This window comes from Erysipelothrix sp. P66 (assembly GCF_038682365.1).
Classification (GTDB): Bacteria; Bacillota_I; Bacilli_A; order Erysipelotrichales; family Erysipelotrichaceae; genus Erysipelothrix; species Erysipelothrix piscisicarius.
Genome location: NZ_CP152290.1, coordinates 1110682 through 1133060, shown reverse-complemented (window position 1 = coordinate 1133060; position 22379 = coordinate 1110682). Strand labels below are relative to the sequence as shown.

The following is a 22379-nucleotide window of genomic DNA, read 5'->3' as shown; positions in this document are numbered from 1 at the left end:
GTAAAAAAACCTGATTTTAAGAATTAGGGCGCGAAATTACATGTGATTAAATATGTAAGGGCGTACGGTGGATGCCTAGGCACTAAGAGCTGATGAAGGACGCGACTAACAGCGAAATGCCTCGGGGAGTGGTACGTACACAACGATCCGGGGGTATCCGAATGGGGAAACCCAATACTGGTTATGCAGTATTACACATAAATGAATACATAGTTTATGATGAGGCAACCTTGCGAACTGAAACATCTTAGTAGCAAGAGGAAAAGAAAACAAAAGTGATTCCCTGAGTAGTGGCGAGCGAAACGGGAAAAGCCCAAACCATCTTCGTGATGGGGTAGTAGGACCACAACGTGGGATATCGAAGCTAGTCGAATGGCATTGAAAGGCCAGTCAAAGAAGGTGCAAACCCTGTAGACGAAAGCGTAAGATACTCTAGTGGTATCCTGAGTACGGCGAGGCACGTGAAACCTTGTCGGAATCAACCGGGACCACCCGGTAAGGCTAAATACTCCTTAGTGACCGATAGTGAACCAGTACCGTGAGGGAAAGGTGAAAAGAACCGCGGAAGCGGAGTGAAATAGATCCTGAAACCGTATGCTTACAAGAAGTCAGAGCCCGTTAATGGGTGATGGCGTGCCTTTTGTAGAATGAACCGGCGAGTTACTCATAATGTGCGAGGTTAAGTTGAAGAGACGGAGCCGAAGCGAAAGCGAGTCTTAATAGGGCGATATAGTACATTGTGGTAGACCCGAAACTGAGTGATCTAGCCATGACCAGGTTGAAGTTTGGGTGAAACCAAATGGAGGACCGAACCGACCATCGTTGAAAAGCTGGCGGATGAGTTGTGGCTAGCGGAGAAATTCCAATCGAACTCAGATATAGCTGGTTCTCCCCGAAATAGCTTTAGGGCTAGCGTCAATGTAAGGCCACTGGAGGTAGAGCACTGAATGTATGATGGCCCCATCTCGGGGTACTGAATATAATCAAACTCCGAATGCCAGTGGATAGTAGTTGGCAGTCAGACTATGGGTGATAAGGTCCGTAGTCGAAAGGGAAACAGCCCAGACCATCAGTTAAGGTCCCAAAATTCATGCTAAGTGGAAAAGGATGTGGGGATGCACAGACAACTAGGAGGTTGGCTCAGAAGCAGCCATCCTTTAAAGAGTGCGTAACAGCTCACTAGTCGAGTGACCCTGCGCCGAAAATGTACCGGGGCTAAGTATGATACCGAAACTATGGATTTATTGTTTCAATAAATGGTAGGGGAGCGTTCTATACTGCGTTGAAGCTGTACCGTAAGGAGCAGTGGAGTGTATAGAAGTGAGAATGCCGGTGTGAGTAGCGAGATGTCAGTGAGAATCTGACACACCGATTGCCTAAGGTTTCCAGGGGAAGGCTCGTCCTCCCTGGGTAAGTCGGGACCTAAGATGAGGCTGAAAAGCGTAGTCGATGGACAACAGGTTGATATTCCTGTACCCGATACATAAGTGAAGGAATGACAGAGAAGGCTAGGTTAAGCCAGCGACTGGAAGTGCTGGTTTAAGCGAAGGAGCTGTATGGTAGGCAAATCCGCCATGCAAAGCAAAGGCGTTATGAGGAGTGAACCCGTGAGGAAGTAGCGAAGTAACTGATGCCAGCTCTCAAGAAAAGTTTCTAGCGTTAATTATGTATTGGCCCGTACCAAAACCGACACAGGTAGGCAAGGAGAGAATCCTAAGGTGAGCGAGAGAACTGTTGCCAAGGAACTCGGCAAAATGACCCCGTAACTTCGGGAGAAGGGGTGCTCGTAAGAGCCGCAGTGAAGAGGCCCAAGCGACTGTTTAACTAAAACACAGCTCTCTGCAAAGTCGCAAGACGAAGTATAGGGGGTGACACCTGCCCGGTGCTGGAAGGTTAAGGGAATATGTTAGAATTCGTTCGAAGCATTGAACTGAAGCCCCAGTGAACGGCGGCCGTAACTATAACGGTCCTAAGGTAGCGAAATTCCTTGTCGGGTAAGTTCCGACCCGCACGAAAGGTGTAACGATTTGGGCGCTGTCTCGGCAGCAGACTCGGTGAAATCTTAGTACCGGTAAAGATGCCGGTTACCCGCAACTAGACGGAAAGACCCCATGGAGCTTTACTGTAGCTTGATATTGAACTTTGAGCCTACATGTACAGGATAGGTGGGAGACTATGAAGCATGTACGCTAGTATATGTGGAGTCGCCATTGGGATACCACTCTTGTATGTTTGAAGTTCTAACCGCGTACCGTGATCCGGTACCGGGAGAGTGTCAGGTGGGCAGTTTGACTGGGGCGGTCGCCTCCTAAAGAGTAACGGAGGCGCCCAAAGGTACCCTCAGATTGGTTGGAAATCAATCGACGAGCGTAAAGGCAGAAGGGTGCTTGACTGCGAGACCTACAAGTCGAGCAGGGACGAAAGTCGGGCTTAGTGATCCGGCGGTTCCGCGTGGAAGGGCCGTCGCTTAACGGATAAAAGCTACCCTGGGGATAACAGGCTAATCTCGCCCAAGAGTTCACATCGACGGCGAGGTTTGGCACCTCGATGTCGGCTCATCGCATCCTGGAGCTGAATTAGGTTCCAAGGGTTGGGCTGTCCGCCCATTAAAGCGGTACGCGAGCTGGGTTCAGAACGTCGTGAGACAGTTCGGTCCCTATCTGTTGTGGGCGTAGGAAATTTGAGGAGCGCTGTCCCTAGTACGAGAGGACCGGGATGGACATACCGCTGGTGTACCAGTTGTTCTGCCAAGGGCATCGCTGGGTAGCTAAGTATGGACTGGATAAGCGCTGAAAGCATCTAAGCACGAAGCCAACTCCAAGATGAGATTTCCCATACGTAAGTAGTAAGACCCCTGAGAGACGATCAGGTTGATAGGTCAGAGGTGGAAGCATAGTGATATGTGGAGCTGACTGATACTAATAGGTCGAGGTTTTAATCACAAAAGATACAACGATTCGAAAAAGATCAAATTTCTGTTATTCAGTTTTGAGAGTTCATCTCTCTAAAGCACTAAGATCTGGTGGTTTTAGCGAAGTGGTCACACCTGTTCCCATCTCGAACACAGAAGTTAAGCACTTTAGCGGCGACAATATCTAGCCAAGCGCTAGTGAAGATAGTTCATCGCCAGGTAATTTGACACTCTATTTAGAGTGTCTTTTTTTTATGCATCTCCATGCAACACGCGATGCATTTACGATGAAATCTATTAAACGTTGCTTCTTTAAAATAAGGATGAAAATAAATGCGTAGAAAGTCGGTCTGTTTTCGATGAACTAAAGCCTCGAAAGTATGGATCCACGAAAGAAACATCACGAAATTATCGATTAAAATGCAGATAAAAGGGCTGAGGAATGAATCAAAAACGGGGTAAAAACGGGTGGAATGAACCGTGAAAATCACGAAAAGGCGGAAAAGACCTAAAAAAAGAAGAAATGTCAAAATAAAGTGAAAATAGTGTTGACGGTGGATAAAGAGGGTGGTATTATATACAAGCGCTAAGGGAAACCGAGTGCAGAAAATGGTCTTTGAAAACTAAACAGGAAACGTCAATTTCAAAAAGAAATACGGATAAATAAATAAACAAAACTCGTCAGAGTTAAAAAGAGAAAGAATCAAATGGAGAGTTTGATCCTGGCTCAGGATGAACGCTGGCGGCGTGCCTAATACATGCAAGTCGAACGAAGTGAAGAGGAGCTTGCTCCTTGGAACTTAGTGGCGAACGGGTGAGTAATACATAAGCAACCTGCCTCGATGCCTGGGATAACAGAGGGAAACTTCTGCTAATACCGGATACGTTAATCTAAGACATCTTAGATTAATTAAAGATGGGATACATCACAACGAGATGGGCTTATGGCGCATTAGTTAGTTGGTAAGGTAACGGCTTACCAAGACGATGATGCGTAGCCGACCTGAGAGGGTGACCGGCCACACTGGGACTGAGACACGGCCCAGACTCCTACGGGAGGCAGCAGTAGGGAATTTTCGGCAATGGGGGAAACCCTGACCGAGCAACGCCGCGTGAGTGAAGACGGCCTTCGGGTTGTAAAGCTCTGTTGTAAGGGAAGAACGATAGGAAGAGGGAATGCTTCTTATATGACGGTACCTTACCAGAAAGCCACGGCTAACTACGTGCCAGCAGCCGCGGTAATACGTAGGTGGCAAGCGTTATCCGGAATTATTGGGCGTAAAGGGAGCGCAGGCGGTTTATCAAGTTTATGGTTAAAGTTCGGGGCTTAACCCCGTGATGCCATAGAAACTGGTAGACTAGAGTGCAGGAGAGGTTAGTGGAATTCCATGTGTAGCGGTAAAATGCGTAGATATATGGAGGAACACCAGTGGCGAAGGCGGCTAACTGGCCTGTAACTGACGCTGAGGCTCGAAAGCGTGGGGAGCAAATAGGATTAGATACCCTAGTAGTCCACGCCGTAAACGATGGATACTAAGTGTTGGAGAAATTCAGTGCTGTAGTTAACGCAATAAGTATCCCGCCTGGGGAGTATGCGCGCAAGCGTAAAACTCAAAGGAATTGACGGGGGCCCGCACAAGCGGTGGAGTATGTGGTTTAATTCGAAGCAACGCGAAGAACCTTACCAGGTCTTGACATACCGCGCAAAAGCACAGAGATGTGTAATAGTTATGGCGGATACAGGTGGTGCATGGTTGTCGTCAGCTCGTGTCGTGAGATGTTGGGTTAAGTCCCGCAACGAGCGCAACCCTTGTCTTTAGTTACCAGCATTAAGTTGGGGACTCTAAAGAGACTGCCGGTGATAAACCGGAGGAAGGTGGGGATGACGTCAAATCATCATGCCCCTTATGATCTGGGCTACACACGTACTACAATGGCGTATACAGAGGGCAGCGAAGCAGCGATGCGGAGCGAATCTCAGAAAGTACGTCTCAGTTCGGATTGGAGTCTGCAACTCGACTCCATGAAGTCGGAATCGCTAGTAATCGCGGATCAGAATGCCGCGGTGAATACGTTCTCGGGCCTTGTACACACCGCCCGTCAAACCATGAGAGTTGGTAATACCCGAAGCCGGTGGCCTAACCTAGTTTACTAGGAGGGAGCCGTCGAAGGTAGGATCGATGATTGGGGTTAAGTCGTAACAAGGTATCCCTACCGGAAGGTGGGGATGGATCACCTCCTTTCTAAGGAGTAATTAGAAAGACGTGAAGTTGACACCTAAAGTTTCCTGTTTAGTTTTGAGAGTCCGTTGGAATCTCAAGAAAAATGATCTTTGAAAACTGAATAACAGAAAAGAAAAAGAGATAGACAAAGAAATAAATGTTATCAACATGATCTTTTCGAATAGTTGTATAAAACTAGATTTACATCAAGTTAAACAAAAACAGTAACTTAAGCAATTAAGTAAGCAATCAAAGCAAACACACAGCTTATCAAGCGATAAGCGTAAAAAAAACCTGATTTTAAGAATTAGGGCGCGAAATTACATGTGATTAAATATGTAAGGGCGTACGGTGGATGCCTAGGCACTAAGAGCTGATGAAGGACGCGACTAACAGCGAAATGCCTCGGGGAGTGGTACGTACACAACGATCCGGGGGTATCCGAATGGGGAAACCCAATACTGGTTATGCAGTATTACACATAAATGAATACATAGTTTATGATGAGGCAACCTTGCGAACTGAAACATCTTAGTAGCAAGAGGAAAAGAAAACAAAAGTGATTCCCTGAGTAGTGGCGAGCGAAACGGGAAAAGCCCAAACCATCTTCGTGATGGGGTAGTAGGACCACAACGTGGGATATCGAAGCTAGTCGAATGGCATTGAAAGGCCAGTCAAAGAAGGTGCAAACCCTGTAGACGAAAGCGTAAGATACTCTAGTGGTATCCTGAGTACGGCGAGGCACGTGAAACCTTGTCGGAATCAACCGGGACCACCCGGTAAGGCTAAATACTCCTTAGTGACCGATAGTGAACCAGTACCGTGAGGGAAAGGTGAAAAGAACCGCGGAAGCGGAGTGAAATAGATCCTGAAACCGTATGCTTACAAGAAGTCAGAGCCCGTTAATGGGTGATGGCGTGCCTTTTGTAGAATGAACCGGCGAGTTACTCATAATGTGCGAGGTTAAGTTGAAGAGACGGAGCCGAAGCGAAAGCGAGTCTTAATAGGGCGATATAGTACATTGTGGTAGACCCGAAACTGAGTGATCTAGCCATGACCAGGTTGAAGTTTGGGTGAAACCAAATGGAGGACCGAACCGACCATCGTTGAAAAGCTGGCGGATGAGTTGTGGCTAGCGGAGAAATTCCAATCGAACTCAGATATAGCTGGTTCTCCCCGAAATAGCTTTAGGGCTAGCGTCAATGTAAGGCCACTGGAGGTAGAGCACTGAATGTATGATGGCCCCATCTCGGGGTACTGAATATAATCAAACTCCGAATGCCAGTGGATAGTAGTTGGCAGTCAGACTATGGGTGATAAGGTCCGTAGTCGAAAGGGAAACAGCCCAGACCATCAGTTAAGGTCCCAAAATTTATGCTAAGTGGAAAAGGATGTGGGGATGCACAGACAACTAGGAGGTTGGCTCAGAAGCAGCCATCCTTTAAAGAGTGCGTAACAGCTCACTAGTCGAGTGACCCTGCGCCGAAAATGTACCGGGGCTAAGTATGATACCGAAACTATGGATTTATTGTTTCAATAAATGGTAGGGGAGCGTTCTATACTGCGTTGAAGCTGTACCGTAAGGAGCAGTGGAGTGTATAGAAGTGAGAATGCCGGTGTGAGTAGCGAGATGTCAGTGAGAATCTGACACACCGATTGCCTAAGGTTTCCAGGGGAAGGCTCGTCCTCCCTGGGTAAGTCGGGACCTAAGATGAGGCTGAAAAGCGTAGTCGATGGACAACAGGTTGATATTCCTGTACCCGATACATAAGTGAAGGAATGACAGAGAAGGCTAGGTTAAGCCAGCGACTGGAAGTGCTGGTTTAAGCGAAGGAGCTGTATGGTAGGCAAATCCGCCATGCAAAGCAAAGGCGTTATGAGGAGTGAACCCGTGAGGAAGTAGCGAAGTAACTGATGCCAGCTCTCAAGAAAAGTTTCTAGCGTTAATTATGTATTGGCCCGTACCAAAACCGACACAGGTAGGCAAGGAGAGAATCCTAAGGTGAGCGAGAGAACTGTTGCCAAGGAACTCGGCAAAATGACCCCGTAACTTCGGGAGAAGGGGTGCTCGTAAGAGCCGCAGTGAAGAGGCCCAAGCGACTGTTTAACTAAAACACAGCTCTCTGCAAAGTCGCAAGACGAAGTATAGGGGGTGACACCTGCCCGGTGCTGGAAGGTTAAGGGAATATGTTAGAATTCGTTCGAAGCATTGAACTGAAGCCCCAGTGAACGGCGGCCGTAACTATAACGGTCCTAAGGTAGCGAAATTCCTTGTCGGGTAAGTTCCGACCCGCACGAAAGGTGTAACGATTTGGGCGCTGTCTCGGCAGCAGACTCGGTGAAATCTTAGTACCGGTAAAGATGCCGGTTACCCGCAACTAGACGGAAAGACCCCATGGAGCTTTACTGTAGCTTGATATTGAACTTTGAGCCTACATGTACAGGATAGGTGGGAGACTATGAAGCATGTACGCTAGTATATGTGGAGTCGCCATTGGGATACCACTCTTGTATGTTTGAAGTTCTAACCGCGTACCGTGATCCGGTACCGGGAGAGTGTCAGGTGGGCAGTTTGACTGGGGCGGTCGCCTCCTAAAGAGTAACGGAGGCGCCCAAAGGTACCCTCAGATTGGTTGGAAATCAATCGACGAGCGTAAAGGCAGAAGGGTGCTTGACTGCGAGACCTACAAGTCGAGCAGGGACGAAAGTCGGGCTTAGTGATCCGGCGGTTCCGCGTGGAAGGGCCGTCGCTTAACGGATAAAAGCTACCCTGGGGATAACAGGCTAATCTCGCCCAAGAGTTCACATCGACGGCGAGGTTTGGCACCTCGATGTCGGCTCATCGCATCCTGGAGCTGAATTAGGTTCCAAGGGTTGGGCTGTCCGCCCATTAAAGCGGTACGCGAGCTGGGTTCAGAACGTCGTGAGACAGTTCGGTCCCTATCTGTTGTGGGCGTAGGAAATTTGAGGAGCGCTGTCCCTAGTACGAGAGGACCGGGATGGACATACCGCTGGTGTACCAGTTGTTCTGCCAAGGGCATCGCTGGGTAGCTAAGTATGGACTGGATAAGCGCTGAAAGCATCTAAGCACGAAGCCAACTCCAAGATGAGATTTCCCATACGTAAGTAGTAAGACCCCTGAGAGACGATCAGGTTGATAGGTCAGAGGTGGAAGCATAGTGATATGTGGAGCTGACTGATACTAATAGGTCGAGGTTTTAATCACAAAAGATACAACGATTCGAAAAAGATCAAATTTCTGTTATTCAGTTTTGAGAGTTCATCTCTCTAAAGCACTAAGATCTGGTGGTTTTAGCGAAGTGGTCACACCTGTTCCCATCTCGAACACAGAAGTTAAGCACTTTAGCGGCGACAATATCTAGCCAAGCGCTAGTGAAGATAGTTCATCGCCAGGTAATTTGACACTCTATTTAGAGTGTCTTTTTTTTATATTTGTGTAAGAAGTGTGATATAATTATTCGGATGGTGATGAAAATGAAAAAACAAATAAAAACATACTCAGTAACTGAGACAATGCAATTAGGAGAGCAATTTGGACAAAGTCTGTCAAAGGGTTGCCTTATATCTTTAGCAGGTGATCTAGGCGTTGGAAAAACTGCGTTTACAAAAGGCCTTGCGAAGGGTTTAAATATTTCTGAGACAATTAGTAGTCCGACATTTACGATTCTAAAGGAATACGACGGTCGACTGAATTTAAAACATATTGATGCATATCGATTAGAAGGTGTTTCTTCGGATGCGATTGGTTTATTTGATTTGTTAGACGATGAAAATGTTGTCGTACTCGAATGGGGAAAATATCTGGATGACTTGGATTTCAAAATAGACTATCTAATAACTCTTGATTATGATGATGAAAATGAGAGAACAATTACAATTGAGGAGCTGAATTAATGAATACACTAATTATTGATACATCGCATAAATTTCTTGCTGTTGGCTTGGAGGTTGATGGGACCTTGAAAGTAAATAAACAATCTCTTATGGATAAAAAGCAATCTGAATTTTTATTAACTTATGTGGATGAAGCAATTCGAGAAGCTAAATTGGTTCCTATGGATATCGACCAAGTCGTAATTACAAGTGGACCAGGAAGTTACACTGGTTTAAGAATTGGGATGACTTTCGCTAAAACATTTGCACTGACTAATCATAAACTAAAGGTTTATAAAGTTAATACATTGCTTTCTTTATCTGGAAATAATAATGGTTTCTCATTCATTGATGCGCGATCAGGTCGTGTGTTCGGTGCTTATGTATCAAATGGTATAGTTAATGATGAGCGTATATATATGATGGATGAATTAAAGGATATTGATCTTGATTTATTTGGTGATCTGGATTTGTTGGATCAAAAATCAGAAAACCCACGCATTATACAGAATATTCTTGATGTAAAGGACTCTTGGGAAGTAGAAACAAATATTGATTTACTTGTTCCGAATTACATCAAATAATGATTCGTAACGCAACAATTGATGATGTTCAAGCAATTATTCAAATTGATCAACTTACACTTGCTTCGCATTGGACTGAAAAACAATATTTGGATGAACTATCAAACATAAATTCCGTGGTGGATGTCATTGAAACGAATCATAGCGTGATTGGTTTTTATAGTCTTAGGTTGATTGGAGATACATGTGATATACTCCAAATTGCAATTCATCCAGATTATCAATCCCAAGGTTATGGAAAGAAACTTATGAATCATCTATGTAGTATTTCCATAAATTACAAGGTAAAAGAAATCTTCTTAGAAGTTGAAGAAAATAATACAAATGCACTCCAATTCTATCTAAAATTTAATTTTGAAATGATATCAATTCGTCAAAATTATTATGGTACAAACAGAAATGCAGTTGTGATGAGAAAGGTGTTATAAATGTTAATATTAGCTATAGAGTCAAGTTGTGATGAAACATCTTGCGCAATAATTAAAGACGGTATTGAGGTTTTAAGTAACTCGGTATCAACTCAAATTGAAATTCATAAACAATATGGTGGTGTTTTTCCAGAAGTCGCTTCAAGACTTCATGTAGAGAACATCAACATCGTAATTAAGGATGCTTTAAACAAAGCAGATATAAAAATTGAAGACGTGGATGCGATTGCTGTTACACAAGGACCCGGTTTAATTGGGTCTTTACACGTAGGTGTTATGGCAGCCAAAACAATTGCCTGGAGTTTAGGAAAACCTTTGGTACCAGTACACCATATTGCGGGTCATATTTATGCCAATAAATTGGTTGGAGATTTGAAATTTCCATTACTTGCTCTTGTTATTTCGGGAGGTCATACTGAGCTCGTCTCAATGATCGATGAATATCAATTCGAAGTAATTGGTAAGACTCAGGATGATGCGGTAGGAGAGGCATTTGATAAGGTTTCGCGTCTACTTGGATTAGGCTATCCCGGTGGACCGGTAATTGACAAACTCGCACAGACAGGAAAAACGAATTATCAATTACCAAAAGTAAAAACAGAAAATCCACTGGATTTCTCTTTTAGCGGACTAAAATCTGCAGTGAGACAATTAACGCTTCGTGAGGAGCGCAATGGTCGTGAGGTTATTGTAGAAGATGTTGCATATGCATTCCAGCATGCAGCGGTTAGAGAGCTCATGTCACGTGTTGAATACGCTCTTGAGAACTCAACAATTCAATATAAATCGCTTGTGTTGGCAGGCGGGGTCGCTGCTAACTCAGAGGTTCGTAAACAAATTGTAGATTTAAATATAAAATATCCAAACTTAAATATTTTAGTTCCGCCACTTTGGGCATGTATGGATCAAGCGGCCATGATCGGATTAGCTGGTCAAATCGCTTATGATAAAGGTGTGCGCGGAGATTGTGAAATATCGGCTCTTTCTAACAAACAACTAATTTCTTATTAAAGTTTTCACATTTAATATAGGAAGACTTTGTGATATGATTTACACGGTGGTGATATCATGAGTAATATATCTAATGTACCAAAGGCAACTATGCAAAGGTACCCTATATATTTAAAGGCATTAAGAAAACTCTATAATATGGGAGTTGAACGTATTTTATCGCGAGAATTATCTTTATTTGTAGATATTGAATCTACTACAATTCGTCGTGATTTTTCGTTTATTGGTTCTCTCGGTAAGCAAGGATATGGTTATGATGTGAAAACGTTAATTGAAACGTTTGATAATCTTTTAGGTGTGAGTTTTGAAGAAGAGTTGATTTTAGTGGGTGCCGGTAATTTAGGGCGTGCTATTCTAAATTATAATCGTTGGAATCACGTAGTTGGAGAAATTGCGTGTGCATTTGATATTGATCCTAATAAATTAGGGGAGGCATCGGACATTCCGATTTACCATATGAGTGAGTTGGAAGAGCGAATGCCTAAAGGATGTCGCATTGCTATCGTAACGGTTTCAAAAAATGTGCAAGAAACAATCGATAAACTTGTGGATTTAGGAATTGTAGGAATTGTTGACTTTTCGAGTGAACATATTCAAGTTCCAAAACATGTAATCGTAAAAACTGTAGATGTCGTATCTACGGTTCAGGAATTAATTTTCCAAACTAATAATATTCGTTAAAAATAGTTGAGGTGTAAAGATGATTTCATATTTAACAATACGAGAGTGCTATGACTTATTAGCATATGGATCGGAAATTGAAGTAGATGCAATTGAGTTTGTTCAATTGCAAGGTTGGGTTCGAACCAACCGCAAAGGGAAAAATGTTGGGTTTATAGAACTGAACGACGGAACCTATTTTAGAAGTGCTCAATGTGTATATGCAGCAAATCTTGAAAATTATGATGAAATTGGTAAATATAATACAGGAACAGCCATTACCGTAACAGGTTTGTTTAAAGTAACACCTGATGGTAAACAACCTTTTGAAATTGAAGTTAAAGAAGTCAAGTTGGAAGGTGAATGCAGTTCAGACTATCCGTTACAGAAAAAACGCCATAGCTACGAGTATTTACGTGAGATTGCTCATTTACGCGTTCGTACCAACTCATTCATGGCAGTTTTCCGTGTTCGATCGGTGCTTTCAATGGCAATTCATGAATTTTTCCAAAACCAAGGATTTGTTTACGTTCATACCCCAGTTATTACTGGAAATGATGCTGAAGGCGCAGGAGAAGCGTTTGTTGTTACAACACGTGATGATGCAAAATATGAAAAGGATTTCTTCGGAAAAAAGGCAAGCCTTACGGTATCTGGACAATTGCATGCAGAAGCTTTCGCACTTGCATTTAGGGATGTGTATACATTTGGTCCAACTTTCCGTGCAGAAAACTCAAATACAGCCCGCCATGCAAGTGAATTTTGGATGGTTGAGCCAGAGATTGCGTTTGCAGATCTCGAAGACAATATGAATTTAATCGAAGACCTTGTAAAATATTGTATTGAATATGTCCTTGAAAATGCACCTGAGGAAATGAAATTCTTCAATGAACGTATTGATACATCATTGTTAGAGCGACTCAATCAATTACTCTCAAGTGAATTCAAGCGAATGACTTATACTGAAGCAGTCGAGTTACTTCAAAAAGAGAATGACCGCTTTGAATATAAAGTTGAATGGGGAACGGACTTGCAGTCAGAACACGAACGTTTTATTAGTGAAGAAGTTGTTAAAGGACCTGTATTCATTACGGACTACCCTAAAGAAATTAAGTCATTCTATATGCGTCTCAACGATGATGGTAAAACCGTAGCAGCTTGTGATTTACTCGTTCCGCACGTTGGTGAACTCGTAGGTGGATCACAGCGTGAAGAGCGTCTTGATGTCCTTGAAAAACGTATGGAAGAACTTGATATACCAAAAGAGAGTCTTGAATGGTATCTTGATTTAAGACGTTATGGCGGTGTCAAGCATGCAGGATTTGGAATTGGATTCGAGCGTTTCTTAATGTATATTACTTCAATGACTAATATTCGTGATGTGCTTCCATTTGCACGTACACCACGTCATTTAGATTACTAGGAGTAGGACATGGATTTTAAATCAAATTATGTTCCAAAAGAAAGAAAAAGAGCGAACTACAAAATTGTAGTTCCTTTTATTCTATTAGTAGGGCTGCTAGTTTATGCTGTTTATGACCTTTATAAGCCTGCAAATCAAGAAATGGATTCTCATTTTTCGATATGTAAGACGGATTTTGTTCAAACACAAGAAATCCTTGCACATTTAGAACATCAACCGCCCATTGATTTGAATGATTATGGTATCTATGGACAAACGTTAGGATTGTATAATAAATCATACACAGTTCATGAACAAGATCCTTTTGATGGCAAAACTGTGTTTTTGAATAACCTTTGTAAAAATGAAGAAAGTGTCTATATGATGAACGTTGATTTGGACAATAAAATTCCAATGGAGATGCTTGAAGATGGTTTTTATCAAATTAAAATACTAGAAGGGCTCAAGCAGTTGTCACTTCGATCAGACAATAAAATTGATGACGTCTTTTATTCCGTATCCAAGGATGGCTATTCTAAAAAAATTCGAATTATCGCGGATAAGGATTTGTTTAATGACGATCAAGAAGTTATGAATGATAATTATGTATTTTTAGAGGTTTCATCAGTAGAAACACCGAAAGAAAATATTGATATCGTTATTGATCCAGCAGCATTTATTGAAGATGAGAATGGAAATATTGATTATGGTGGTCAACGCTCGGATCTAATCGAAAGTCAAGAAATGTATCGTACCGCTGAAGGAATCAAAACTCAGTTAGAGGCTAAGGGACTGACGGTAATGATTGCACGTGATGATAAGCTTCCGAAGTCATTAAATGGTCCGGATGGACGTCTAAAGACTGCTTACGATGTTGGTGCGAAGTATTATATTCAATTGCGTTTTCCGAACAGTCCATATGAAGGTGATAAGGGTGCAACGATTATGTACTCTAACTTTACCTCTAATAAGCTCGCTACAAATATTATGAAAAACATTATGAATACAACGTCCTTAAAACCATCGATCTGGTCTTCAGGTAGAAGTATGGATGGTGTGTATCATCCAGAACAAGTTGATGGGTATGATTCCATTGATTCTATACGTGAAGCAGGTGGTCGTTTTACTGGGGCGGGAAGTATGAATGAAACATATCTCGAATTAAATCAATTTGCGTCGTCAAGTAACAAGGGTATGCAATCGATTGTAATTGAATATGGGTTCATGAATGATGATGAAACATTTAAGACATGGAAACAAGAACATTCGAAAATTGTTGATGCAACGGTAGCAGGAATTCTTGCAGAATTAGGGTACTCAAAATAATTAGGTGAAAGTATATGTTAGTTCAAGTTAAAAGTGCATTTAAATCTTTTGGAAGTCAGGAGCTTTTTAGAGATTTAAATTTAATTATACAAGAGAATGAAAAAGTTGCGCTTATTGGAGCCAACGGTGTTGGGAAAACAACATTATTAAATGTTCTCTCAGGTAATGAAATTTTAGATAAAGGGAATGTGTTTTGGAAGTCAGGTATCCGGACTGGATTTCTAGAGCAAATCCATATAACGCAAGATCAAGTGATCCTCAAAGATTTTTTCGCAGAGGCATACAGTGACATAACTCAACTTCAGACTCAACTTCATGATTTAGAGCAAATTATGAAGACGGATCATAGTGAAAAGGTTCTAAAATCATATGACCGTATTCAAACTGAATTTTTAAGACGTGGTGGATACTCGATTGAGACAGAAGTTCATACGCTTCTTACAAAATTTAATTTTTCTGTAGAAGATTTGAATCGACCATTGAATACATTTTCCGGAGGTCAAATCACACGTTTAGCGTTCGTAAGACTCTTATTAAGCAAGCCAGATATTCTATTTCTTGATGAACCGACAAACCACCTCGATATTTCTACGATTGAATGGCTTGAAGGGTATCTTAATGCATACGATGGTTCTGTCGTTGTGGTATCGCACGACCGATTATTTTTAGATCGTGTATGTAATGTTGTTGTGGAGATTGAAGATTACATTGCGACACGATATTCGAGTAATTACTCAGGATATCAAGTTCTAAAAGAAAAAGATATTGAGCGTCATAATATTAAAGTTCGAAATCAACAAAAAGAAATTGAACGTATTGAAGGTCTAATTGAAAAATTTAGATATAAAAAAAATAAAGCAGCTTTTGCTCAATCAAAGATTAAGTATCTCGAGCGTATTGATCGACTTGAGACAAAGGATTCGAAAACAAAAGAGTTTAAAGCAGAATTTAAATCCCAAGTAAGAGGTGGAAAGGATGTTTTAACCTTAAGTGATTTTGTTATTGGTTATGATAAACCTTTAACAACCGTGACACAAACCTTTACGAGGGGGCGTCGTTATGCAATTGTCGGTGATAATGGTACGGGAAAATCAACGCTTCTAAAATCTTTAGCGGGACGTTTAGAACCGCTCAGTGGTGAGATTTTACTCGGACATCAAATTGAAATGGGATATTTTGACCAAAATCTACTAGACTTTTCTATGGAAAAAACTGTTTTAGAAGAAGTATGGGATGACTTCCCTCAGTTAGATCATACAGAAATTAGAACTGCTTTAGGCCAATTTCTTTTTAAGGGTGAAGAGGTTTTTAAATCTGTTTCGGTTCTTTCTGGGGGTGAACGTGTTCGTTTGTCTTTAATTAAATTAATGCTCAGTCACGATAATCTTCTAGTTCTTGATGAACCAACCAATCATCTTGATATCCAAGGTAAAGAAGCACTGGAAAAATCATTAAGTCATTATGATGGTACTATGATTTTTGTTTCGCATGATCGGTATTTTATTGAAAAACTTGCGACGGATATATTGCTCTTAAAAGATGGTGTTCTTGAACACACAGAAAAGAGTATGAATGAGATTGTAAGTGAAAACAAACAAAAGTCCATGGAGCAAAAGGAATCGAACAAAAAAGAATATGTTAATCTAAAAAAATATAAAAATAGACAAAAGAAACTTGAAGAAGAACTGATTGAGTATTATGAAGATTTAGAAATCCATCGTGAACTTCGGTTCAATCCCGATTATTATCATGATTATGAAAAGATGAATGAATTAAATCAAACGATAGATGAAATTCATAATGAAATTAAGAACCGAGAAAATGAATGGGCTGAGGTTTCTGAAATCTTAGAAGAAAACGCTTAGAAATTGCTTTCTTATTTGGCTATTTTGATATTATTGTGTATAATAGGAATTGGTAAAAAATAAAGGAGTAGATTACTATATGGCTAAATGTTTAGTGGCTCAATCAGGTGGGCCAACATCAGTAATTAACGCTACTGTTGCAGGTATCGTTAAAGCAAACCAACTGAACCCAATTTATGATGTGGTTTTAGGTGGTCTTCACGGAATTGAGGGAATTCTTGAAGAAAAATTTGTGGATTTAACACACATGAGTGAAGACGAAAACAATGTTTTACGTCAAACACCTTCAAGTGCTTTAGGTTCATGTCGTTATAAGTTAAAACGCGAGAACGTTGCAGATTTCGAAAAATTGTTTACAATTTTAGAAAAACATGATATCCGTACAATGTTCTACGTTGGTGGAAACGACTCCATGGATACAGTGTATGCATTGTCACAATATGCAGAAGCAAATGGACATACAGAATTCCAGTTTGTTGGTTGTCCAAAAACTGTTGATAATGACCTTATGGTTATCGATCACTGTCCAGGATTTGCAAGTGCAGCGAAATTTATTGCTACAACTGCTTACCAAACATGGTTGGATAGTACAGTTTATACACGTCAAGATGTATTCATTCTTGAAACAATGGGACGCGATGCTGGTTGGTTAGCAGCAAGTGCATGTGTTTCAGGTGTTGTTGATATGGTAGTTCTTCCTGAACTAGCGTTCGATAAAGAAGCATTCTTGAAAACAGTTCAAAAACACATTGATGAAAAAAATAAATGCTATATCGTTGTAAGTGAAGGTGTTCGTTATGAAGATGGAACTTACTTAGCTGCTGGTGAATCAAAAAATGATACATTTGGCCATGCAGTTCTTGGTGGAGCAGGAAATGCTTTACGTGAAATGATTCTTGAAGCAGGTATTTCAGAACGAGCTAAAGTTCAAGATTTAAGTAACGCTCAACGTTCACACGCTACAGAACAATCAAAAGTAGATGTTGATGAGTCATTCAAACTTGGTATGTCAGCACACATGCGTTCAATGGAACCATCATTTACAGGTAAAATGGTAGCTCTTAAACGTGTTGAAGGTGTAGAAGAATACGATGTTGAATTCTTTGCAACAGATGCAAGCAATGTCGCAAACCATGTTAAGAACTTCCCAGTTGAGTGGATCTTACCAGAATTTGCAGGTATCACTCAAGAAGCACATGACTACATCGCACCTCTATTAGTAGGACGTCCAGTAGTTATGTTTGACGAAAAAGGTTTACCTCGTCAAGTAAAACCATTCTACATGCGTTAATTCAAAAGACTCCAAACGGAGTCTTTTTTCTTTATAATCAAGAACACATCGCGTAAGTTGTTGATTTAAAATCAATAAAGTGGTTAAATGTGGATATACATGCTAATAAAAAAAACAATCACTACAAAGTGATTGTTGAAATTTTATTATGGCGGAGAAAGAGGGATTTGAACCCTCGCGAGCTTTCACTCCTATCGGTTTTCGAGACCGACCCCTTCAGCCTCTTGGGTATTTCTCCAACAATGTGTATTATACCAAGTTTTAATAAAAAAAGGAATATTTTATTGAAATTTATTTTTGATAGGAGTATTATAGGTTTTGTCTTTTTAAGGAGGGCAAATTATGGATGAACATATTCTTCGAATATTGAAAGCAAATCAAAGTGCAAAGCAGTTGGTTCATGAACATGAGTTGACGAATGAATTTGATCAAGAACACTTTGAAGAATTAAAAAAATCGATAGATAATGCGTTATCAGAAGTATTTGAACACGAATCTGCAAAGATTCGAGAAGAGTCTAATGCACGCTACGAACGCCTTAAGCCTATGTCAGATCATGAATATAACGAACGTGTCAAGGACTTGGACGAGCGGTTTAATGTAGCCAAAAAAGAATGGGAGCAAATTCTTTTTAAAAGAATTACTACATTAGATGGCAAGTGATTATGCAATGTCTACAAAGGCACGTTCGTTTTATAGTCAACATTTGACGGCTGCACACTATCGATCGATGCTAGAAATGCCTGATATTCCGGGAATTGCAAGTTTCTTGAAGAATGAAACACGATACGAGGATGTATTAGAAGGCATTAATGAAAAAGGGATTCACCGTGGTTTTTTTGAACAGCGTATTCGTTTAAAATCACATTTAGAGTTCTTAAGTCTTATGCGGTTTATTCAAACTAGTAAGCATCATTTTTATGAGTTCTATGTTCGCGAAGTCGAAATCTCGCAAATAATATTTATCCTGCATGCGATTGATGCAGGAACAAGTCATTTTGTGGAGGACTTTGTTGAAGATCTTAATCATCTTATGTCATTTGATGTATATGGTTTAGCGCAATGCACAACATTTGAAGCGGTTTATAAGTATTTAGAACATACGTCTTATAATAAACCACTCGCGTTCCTTACAGATAGTGTTGTTGATATTTCAAAGTGCGAAGATAGCTTAAAAATATTCTATAACCAACGTATGTTGGATCTAATTCGCCATGAACCAAACAACAAAGAATTACTCGAAGTTTTTCGAATTAATATTGAACTTGAAAATATTTCGAACGTTTACCGAATGAAAAAGTATTTTAATATGACATCGAATGAGATTCTAAAACGCGTTCATTATGAACCATACTATATCTCAGAAAATAGACTTCAAGATTGGATTTTTAACTGCGACGCAGACAGTTTTTTAGAAGCATTTAAAGAGACACCTTATGGTAAGTATGAGGATTTTGAAGGAGACCGTCACATCGAATATTACTTTGATATGATTCGATATAGTATCATGAAACGAAAAATTCGTTTTTCAACAAATTCAGATGTGATTTTGTTCTCTTATATGTTTCTACTGAAAATAGAAATCGAGAATATTATTGATGTTGTTGAGGGAGTTCGATACCAGATGAGCCCCGAAGAAATTGTTAAGTTGCTGATTATTTAGGAGGTGGTTTAGTGGCAATAGAAAAAATGAGACTTGTTATGGTATCAACGGAACCTAAAAATGTGTTATCGATGATTGACAATATTATGACTTGTCCAAACTTTCATCCTGAACTTGCGACGGAAGTTGTAAAGGATGGAGACGGTGGGTTGTTATATCCCAACGATCGAATTTATGACAGTTATCTTTCACGATGTGAGCGTATTATTACAGATTTACATTTAACGCTAAGTGATAACCATGATCGCAGTTATTCAGTGGAACAAATTGAAAATGCTCTACAAGAAGCTGAGCAACGATATAATACACTTCACCGACAAGAATCGTCTTTATCAAGTTTAAATGATGACGACAAAATAGCATTAAGTAAGTTGCGAGAGTATCCTTTAGATCAAGTAGAGGAGGGCTTTATCCGTGTACATTTCGGAAGAATTCCTACTAATTCATTATCTAAAATTACACTGCACAATGATGAACGATTTGTATTCACAGAATTGCATCGAACGAAGCAGTATGGTTGGATTGTTTGGATTTGTTTGGAAGAAGATGAAAATCATCTTGTCCCAATGTTTGAGACGTTATTTTTTGAACCGCTCGCGATACCGATTGGTGCGGATGATAGTTTAAGAAAAGAATGTGCCGATTTGTTAGAGAATATGTATGGATATATTAAAGAACAATCGATGAAAGAGGCATACTATAAATATATAACAATCTACAATCAAGAAGCGGTAATTGTTGGATTTATTCCAGAAACAAGACTTTCGGTTTTTGAGTCGTTATTTCCAAAAGAAATGAAGGTTTTAAACTTTGATGCATCAACGCAAGAAGGTTTATTACCGCCAACACGATTGAGGAATGGTTGGTTCTCTCGACCGTTTGAGACTTTTGTTGAAATGTACAGTTTGCCTAAATATGGCGAATTTGATCCAACTACATTTTTTGCAATAACATATTGCTTGCTGTTTGGGATTATGTTTGGCGATTTAGGTCAAGGGTTTGTAATCGCATTAGGCGGGTATTATTTATCTAAGAAAAAAGGGATTAAGCTTGGAGATGTTGCGGTCCGAATTGGAATGTTCTCCATGTTCTTTGGATTAATTTATGGTTCGTTTTTTGGAAACGAAGAAATTTTGAAACCAATTCTAGCGCCATTTGGATTACCGATTCATGTTACAAGTCCTGATTTCACGATGACGTTGCTCTTAACAACAGTCACACTTGGAGTTTTCTTGATTTTAATGTCAATAGTGCTCAATATCTTTTTATCGTTAAAGAAAAAAGATTTCACGAACGCAATTTACAGTCAAAACGGTATTGCGGGCTTGATGTTTTACGGGTTTATTATGGGGGCCGTCGCATTAAATTTTCAAGGAATCAATGCTGTCAATCCACTAACAATTTTCCTGTTTATTGTTTTACCGTTAGTCATGATTTTATTTAAAGAACCGTTATCGAATCTTATGAATAAAATGAGTGCCTCTCCCCATGAAGGTTGGGGTGGTTACTTAGTCGAAAGTTTCTTCGAATTATTTGAAGTTTTATTAAGTTTTATCGCCAACACGATGTCATTTCTTCGTGTTGGAGGGTTTGTCCTTTCACATGCTGGAATGATGAGTGTTGTTATGACTCTCAATGAGATGGCGGGAAATGCGGGTATTTTAATCTTAATATTCGGTAATATTTTCGTTATCGGTTTAGAAGGACTTATTGTGGGTATTCAAACATTACGTTTGGAATATTATGAAATGTTTAGTCGTTATTACGACGGTGGTGGAAAGCCATTTAAATCAGTTTACTAAGGAGGAAATATTTATGTCATTATCATTATTTGAAATTTTCGGACCAATGCTTTTAATTGGTCTTATCACGTTACCACTTATACCGGTATATAAGAAAAAAGTGGATCCACAAAATGCGAAGTTCCGAGTTTGGTTCCAAGTATCATGTTTCTTTGCAGCATTAATTGGTGTTGTTTTGATTAGTGGTTATACACATGCTGATGAAGCTGTCTCAAATGCGTTTCAAGGAAGTAATGCACAGGGAATGGCTTATTTAGCTGCTTCGATTGCTGTAGGCTGTTCTGTACTTGGTGCTGGATATGCTGTTGGTCAAGCGGCACCTGCTGCAATTGGTGCTATTTCTGAGAAGGGTGAAAACTTTGGTAAAGCAATGATTTTCGTTGCACTTGCTGAAGGGGTTGCGATTTATGGGCTCTTAATCGCTATTCTTATTATTAATAAATTATGAAAATGTATCTTATCAGTGACAACATCGATACCCAAATGGGACTACGTTTAGCTGGTATTGAGGGTGTGGTTGTTCACGAAAAAGAGGAACTTAACAAAGAACTTGAAACTGCAATTCACAGTGCTGATATTGGAATTATTTTACTTACAACTAAAATTTTCGATTTAGATCGTGAGTATATTCAAGATTTAAAATTAAATCTGTCGAGTCCTTTAATTGTTGAAATATCAGACCGACATAAATCTCATGAAGTTCAATCGATGATTGATGAAACAATTTCTAAAATTATCGGAGAGGTGGTATAAATGGCTGGAGAAAAAGCTAAGGTTTCAAAAGAAATCGTTAATATTATTGATGAAGAAGCACGAAATTATACAGAAATGAGTCAACGTGCTCAAAAAGAAAAAGTAGATTCAGAACTTTCAGCATATAAAATTCAAGTTGAACATTCAATTAAATCACGTATTCGAAGTATTAAAGATCGCGAAGAAAAAAAACGCAGTCGCGTCGAATCGGAATTAAGATTCAGTGTGCAAAAGCGTCTTAGAATGCGTCGTCAAGAATTGCTTGATTCATTTGGAAATGAAATTAAGGAGAAAGTAGTTCATTTTCGAAAATCGGAGGACTATAAAAATTATCTCGATCAATGTCTTGATGATTTAAATCTTGATCCAACACTGCCGGTAGTGATTTCGATTTGCAGAGAAGATCAGTTATTATTTGATGTAAAAAATGCAACAATCGAGTTTATTGAACTTGAACTTGGCGGGTTTTTATGTGAAGTTGGCAATGTTGTTTATGATTACACATTGGATTCTCGATTTAATGATGCAATGAAATATTTTGTTCAGGAAAGTCAATTATGGATATAG

At 40.1% G+C, this 22379-nt stretch carries 15 protein-coding genes, 1 tRNA gene and 5 rRNA genes; 20 read left to right on the top strand and 1 reads right to left on the bottom strand.

Annotated features, from left to right (window positions below; genetic code table 11):
* Nucleotides 1–44 precede the first annotated feature (44 nt).
* The 14 genes from AAG186_RS05485 (at nucleotide 45) to AAG186_RS05420 (ending at nucleotide 17594) form a co-directional block, all read left to right on the top strand.
* Nucleotides 45–2942: ribosomal RNA gene (locus AAG186_RS05485) — 23S ribosomal RNA — on the top strand.
* A 76-nt stretch (nucleotides 2943–3018) separates the two neighbouring features.
* Nucleotides 3019–3132: ribosomal RNA gene (gene rrf, locus AAG186_RS05480) — 5S ribosomal RNA — on the top strand.
* Between the two features lie 483 nt (nucleotides 3133–3615).
* Nucleotides 3616–5154, top strand: a 16S ribosomal RNA gene (locus AAG186_RS05475).
* 307 nt (nucleotides 5155–5461) lie between these two features.
* Nucleotides 5462–8359 (top strand): 23S ribosomal RNA (locus AAG186_RS05470).
* A gap of 76 nt (nucleotides 8360–8435) precedes the next feature.
* Nucleotides 8436–8549, top strand: a 5S ribosomal RNA gene (rrf, locus tag AAG186_RS05465).
* The 16S, 23S and 5S rRNA genes sit together here, the layout of an rRNA operon.
* A 79-nt stretch (nucleotides 8550–8628) precedes the next feature.
* A complete protein-coding gene (gene tsaE / locus AAG186_RS05460; protein WP_125164346.1) occupies nucleotides 8629–9048 on the top strand; it encodes a tRNA (adenosine(37)-N6)-threonylcarbamoyltransferase complex ATPase subunit type 1 TsaE in 420 nt (139 codons plus the stop codon).
* Nucleotides 9048–9611 carry a tRNA (adenosine(37)-N6)-threonylcarbamoyltransferase complex dimerization subunit type 1 TsaB gene (gene tsaB / locus AAG186_RS05455; protein ID WP_125164347.1) on the top strand — a complete coding sequence of 188 codons (564 nt, stop codon included), beginning with the start codon at nucleotides 9048–9050 and terminating at the stop codon, nucleotides 9609–9611. Before tsaE ends, tsaB begins: the two co-directional genes overlap by 1 nt.
* Complete coding sequence (gene rimI, locus AAG186_RS05450; protein WP_342621372.1) at nucleotides 9611–10039, top strand: ribosomal protein S18-alanine N-acetyltransferase; 429 nt, start codon at nucleotides 9611–9613, stop codon at nucleotides 10037–10039. The genes tsaB and rimI overlap by 1 nt, the downstream gene beginning before the upstream one ends.
* Nucleotides 10040–11050, top strand: coding sequence for a tRNA (adenosine(37)-N6)-threonylcarbamoyltransferase complex transferase subunit TsaD (tsaD, locus tag AAG186_RS05445; protein WP_161637495.1), 1011 nt, complete (start codon nucleotides 10040–10042; stop codon nucleotides 11048–11050). It begins immediately after the preceding gene.
* Nucleotides 11051–11107: 57 nt separating this feature from the next.
* Nucleotides 11108–11731, top strand: a complete 624-nt coding sequence (locus tag AAG186_RS05440; protein WP_003774010.1) for a redox-sensing transcriptional repressor Rex — start codon at nucleotides 11108–11110, stop codon at nucleotides 11729–11731.
* A 19-nt stretch (nucleotides 11732–11750) separates the two neighbouring features.
* Nucleotides 11751–13133: an asparagine--tRNA ligase gene (gene asnS / locus AAG186_RS05435; RefSeq protein ID WP_161637496.1), complete on the top strand. Its 1383-nt coding sequence runs from the start codon at nucleotides 11751–11753 to the stop codon at nucleotides 13131–13133.
* Nucleotides 13134–13142: 9 nt separating this feature from the next.
* Nucleotides 13143–14438, top strand: a complete 1296-nt coding sequence (locus AAG186_RS05430; protein WP_342621370.1) for an N-acetylmuramoyl-L-alanine amidase — start codon at nucleotides 13143–13145, stop codon at nucleotides 14436–14438.
* 14 nt (nucleotides 14439–14452) lie between these two features.
* Entirely contained in the window at nucleotides 14453–16303 is a 1851-nt protein-coding gene (locus tag AAG186_RS05425; protein WP_342621368.1) for an ABC-F family ATP-binding cassette domain-containing protein, read from the top strand.
* A gap of 79 nt (nucleotides 16304–16382) precedes the next feature.
* The gene (locus AAG186_RS05420) at nucleotides 16383–17594 is read left to right on the top strand and encodes a diphosphate--fructose-6-phosphate 1-phosphotransferase (RefSeq protein ID WP_125164353.1); all 1212 of its coding nucleotides are present in this window, start codon (nucleotides 16383–16385) and stop codon (nucleotides 17592–17594) included.
* Between the two features lie 149 nt (nucleotides 17595–17743).
* On the opposite strand, the gene AAG186_RS05415 is transcribed toward AAG186_RS05420, so the two are convergent.
* Nucleotides 17744–17832: transfer RNA gene (locus AAG186_RS05415), tRNA-Ser, on the bottom strand.
* Between the two features lie 104 nt (nucleotides 17833–17936).
* On the opposite strand from AAG186_RS05415, the gene AAG186_RS05410 reads away from it, so the two are divergent.
* Genes AAG186_RS05410 through AAG186_RS05385 form a run of 6 tightly spaced genes read left to right on the top strand, consistent with a single transcriptional unit; the run spans nucleotide 17937 to nucleotide 22379 of the window.
* Nucleotides 17937–18257, top strand: a complete 321-nt coding sequence (locus AAG186_RS05410) for a hypothetical protein (RefSeq protein ID WP_125164354.1) — start codon at nucleotides 17937–17939, stop codon at nucleotides 18255–18257.
* Nucleotides 18258–18264: 7 nt separating this feature from the next.
* Nucleotides 18265–19257: a V-type ATPase subunit gene (locus tag AAG186_RS05405; protein ID WP_237558319.1), complete on the top strand. Its 993-nt coding sequence runs from the start codon at nucleotides 18265–18267 to the stop codon at nucleotides 19255–19257.
* 11 nt (nucleotides 19258–19268) lie between these two features.
* Entirely contained in the window at nucleotides 19269–21059 is a 1791-nt protein-coding gene (locus AAG186_RS05400; RefSeq protein ID WP_342621367.1) for a V-type ATPase 116kDa subunit family protein, read from the top strand.
* 13 nt (nucleotides 21060–21072) lie between these two features.
* On the top strand, nucleotides 21073–21507 hold the full coding sequence (locus AAG186_RS05395) for an ATP synthase subunit C (RefSeq protein WP_342621366.1): 435 nt from the start codon (nucleotides 21073–21075) through the stop codon (nucleotides 21505–21507).
* Nucleotides 21504–21812, top strand: a complete 309-nt coding sequence (locus AAG186_RS05390) for a V-type ATP synthase subunit F (protein ID WP_342621364.1) — start codon at nucleotides 21504–21506, stop codon at nucleotides 21810–21812. The genes AAG186_RS05395 and AAG186_RS05390 overlap by 4 nt, the downstream gene beginning before the upstream one ends.
* On the top strand, nucleotides 21813–22379 hold the full coding sequence (locus AAG186_RS05385; protein WP_161637502.1) for a V-type ATP synthase subunit E: 567 nt from the start codon (nucleotides 21813–21815) through the stop codon (nucleotides 22377–22379). It begins immediately after the preceding gene.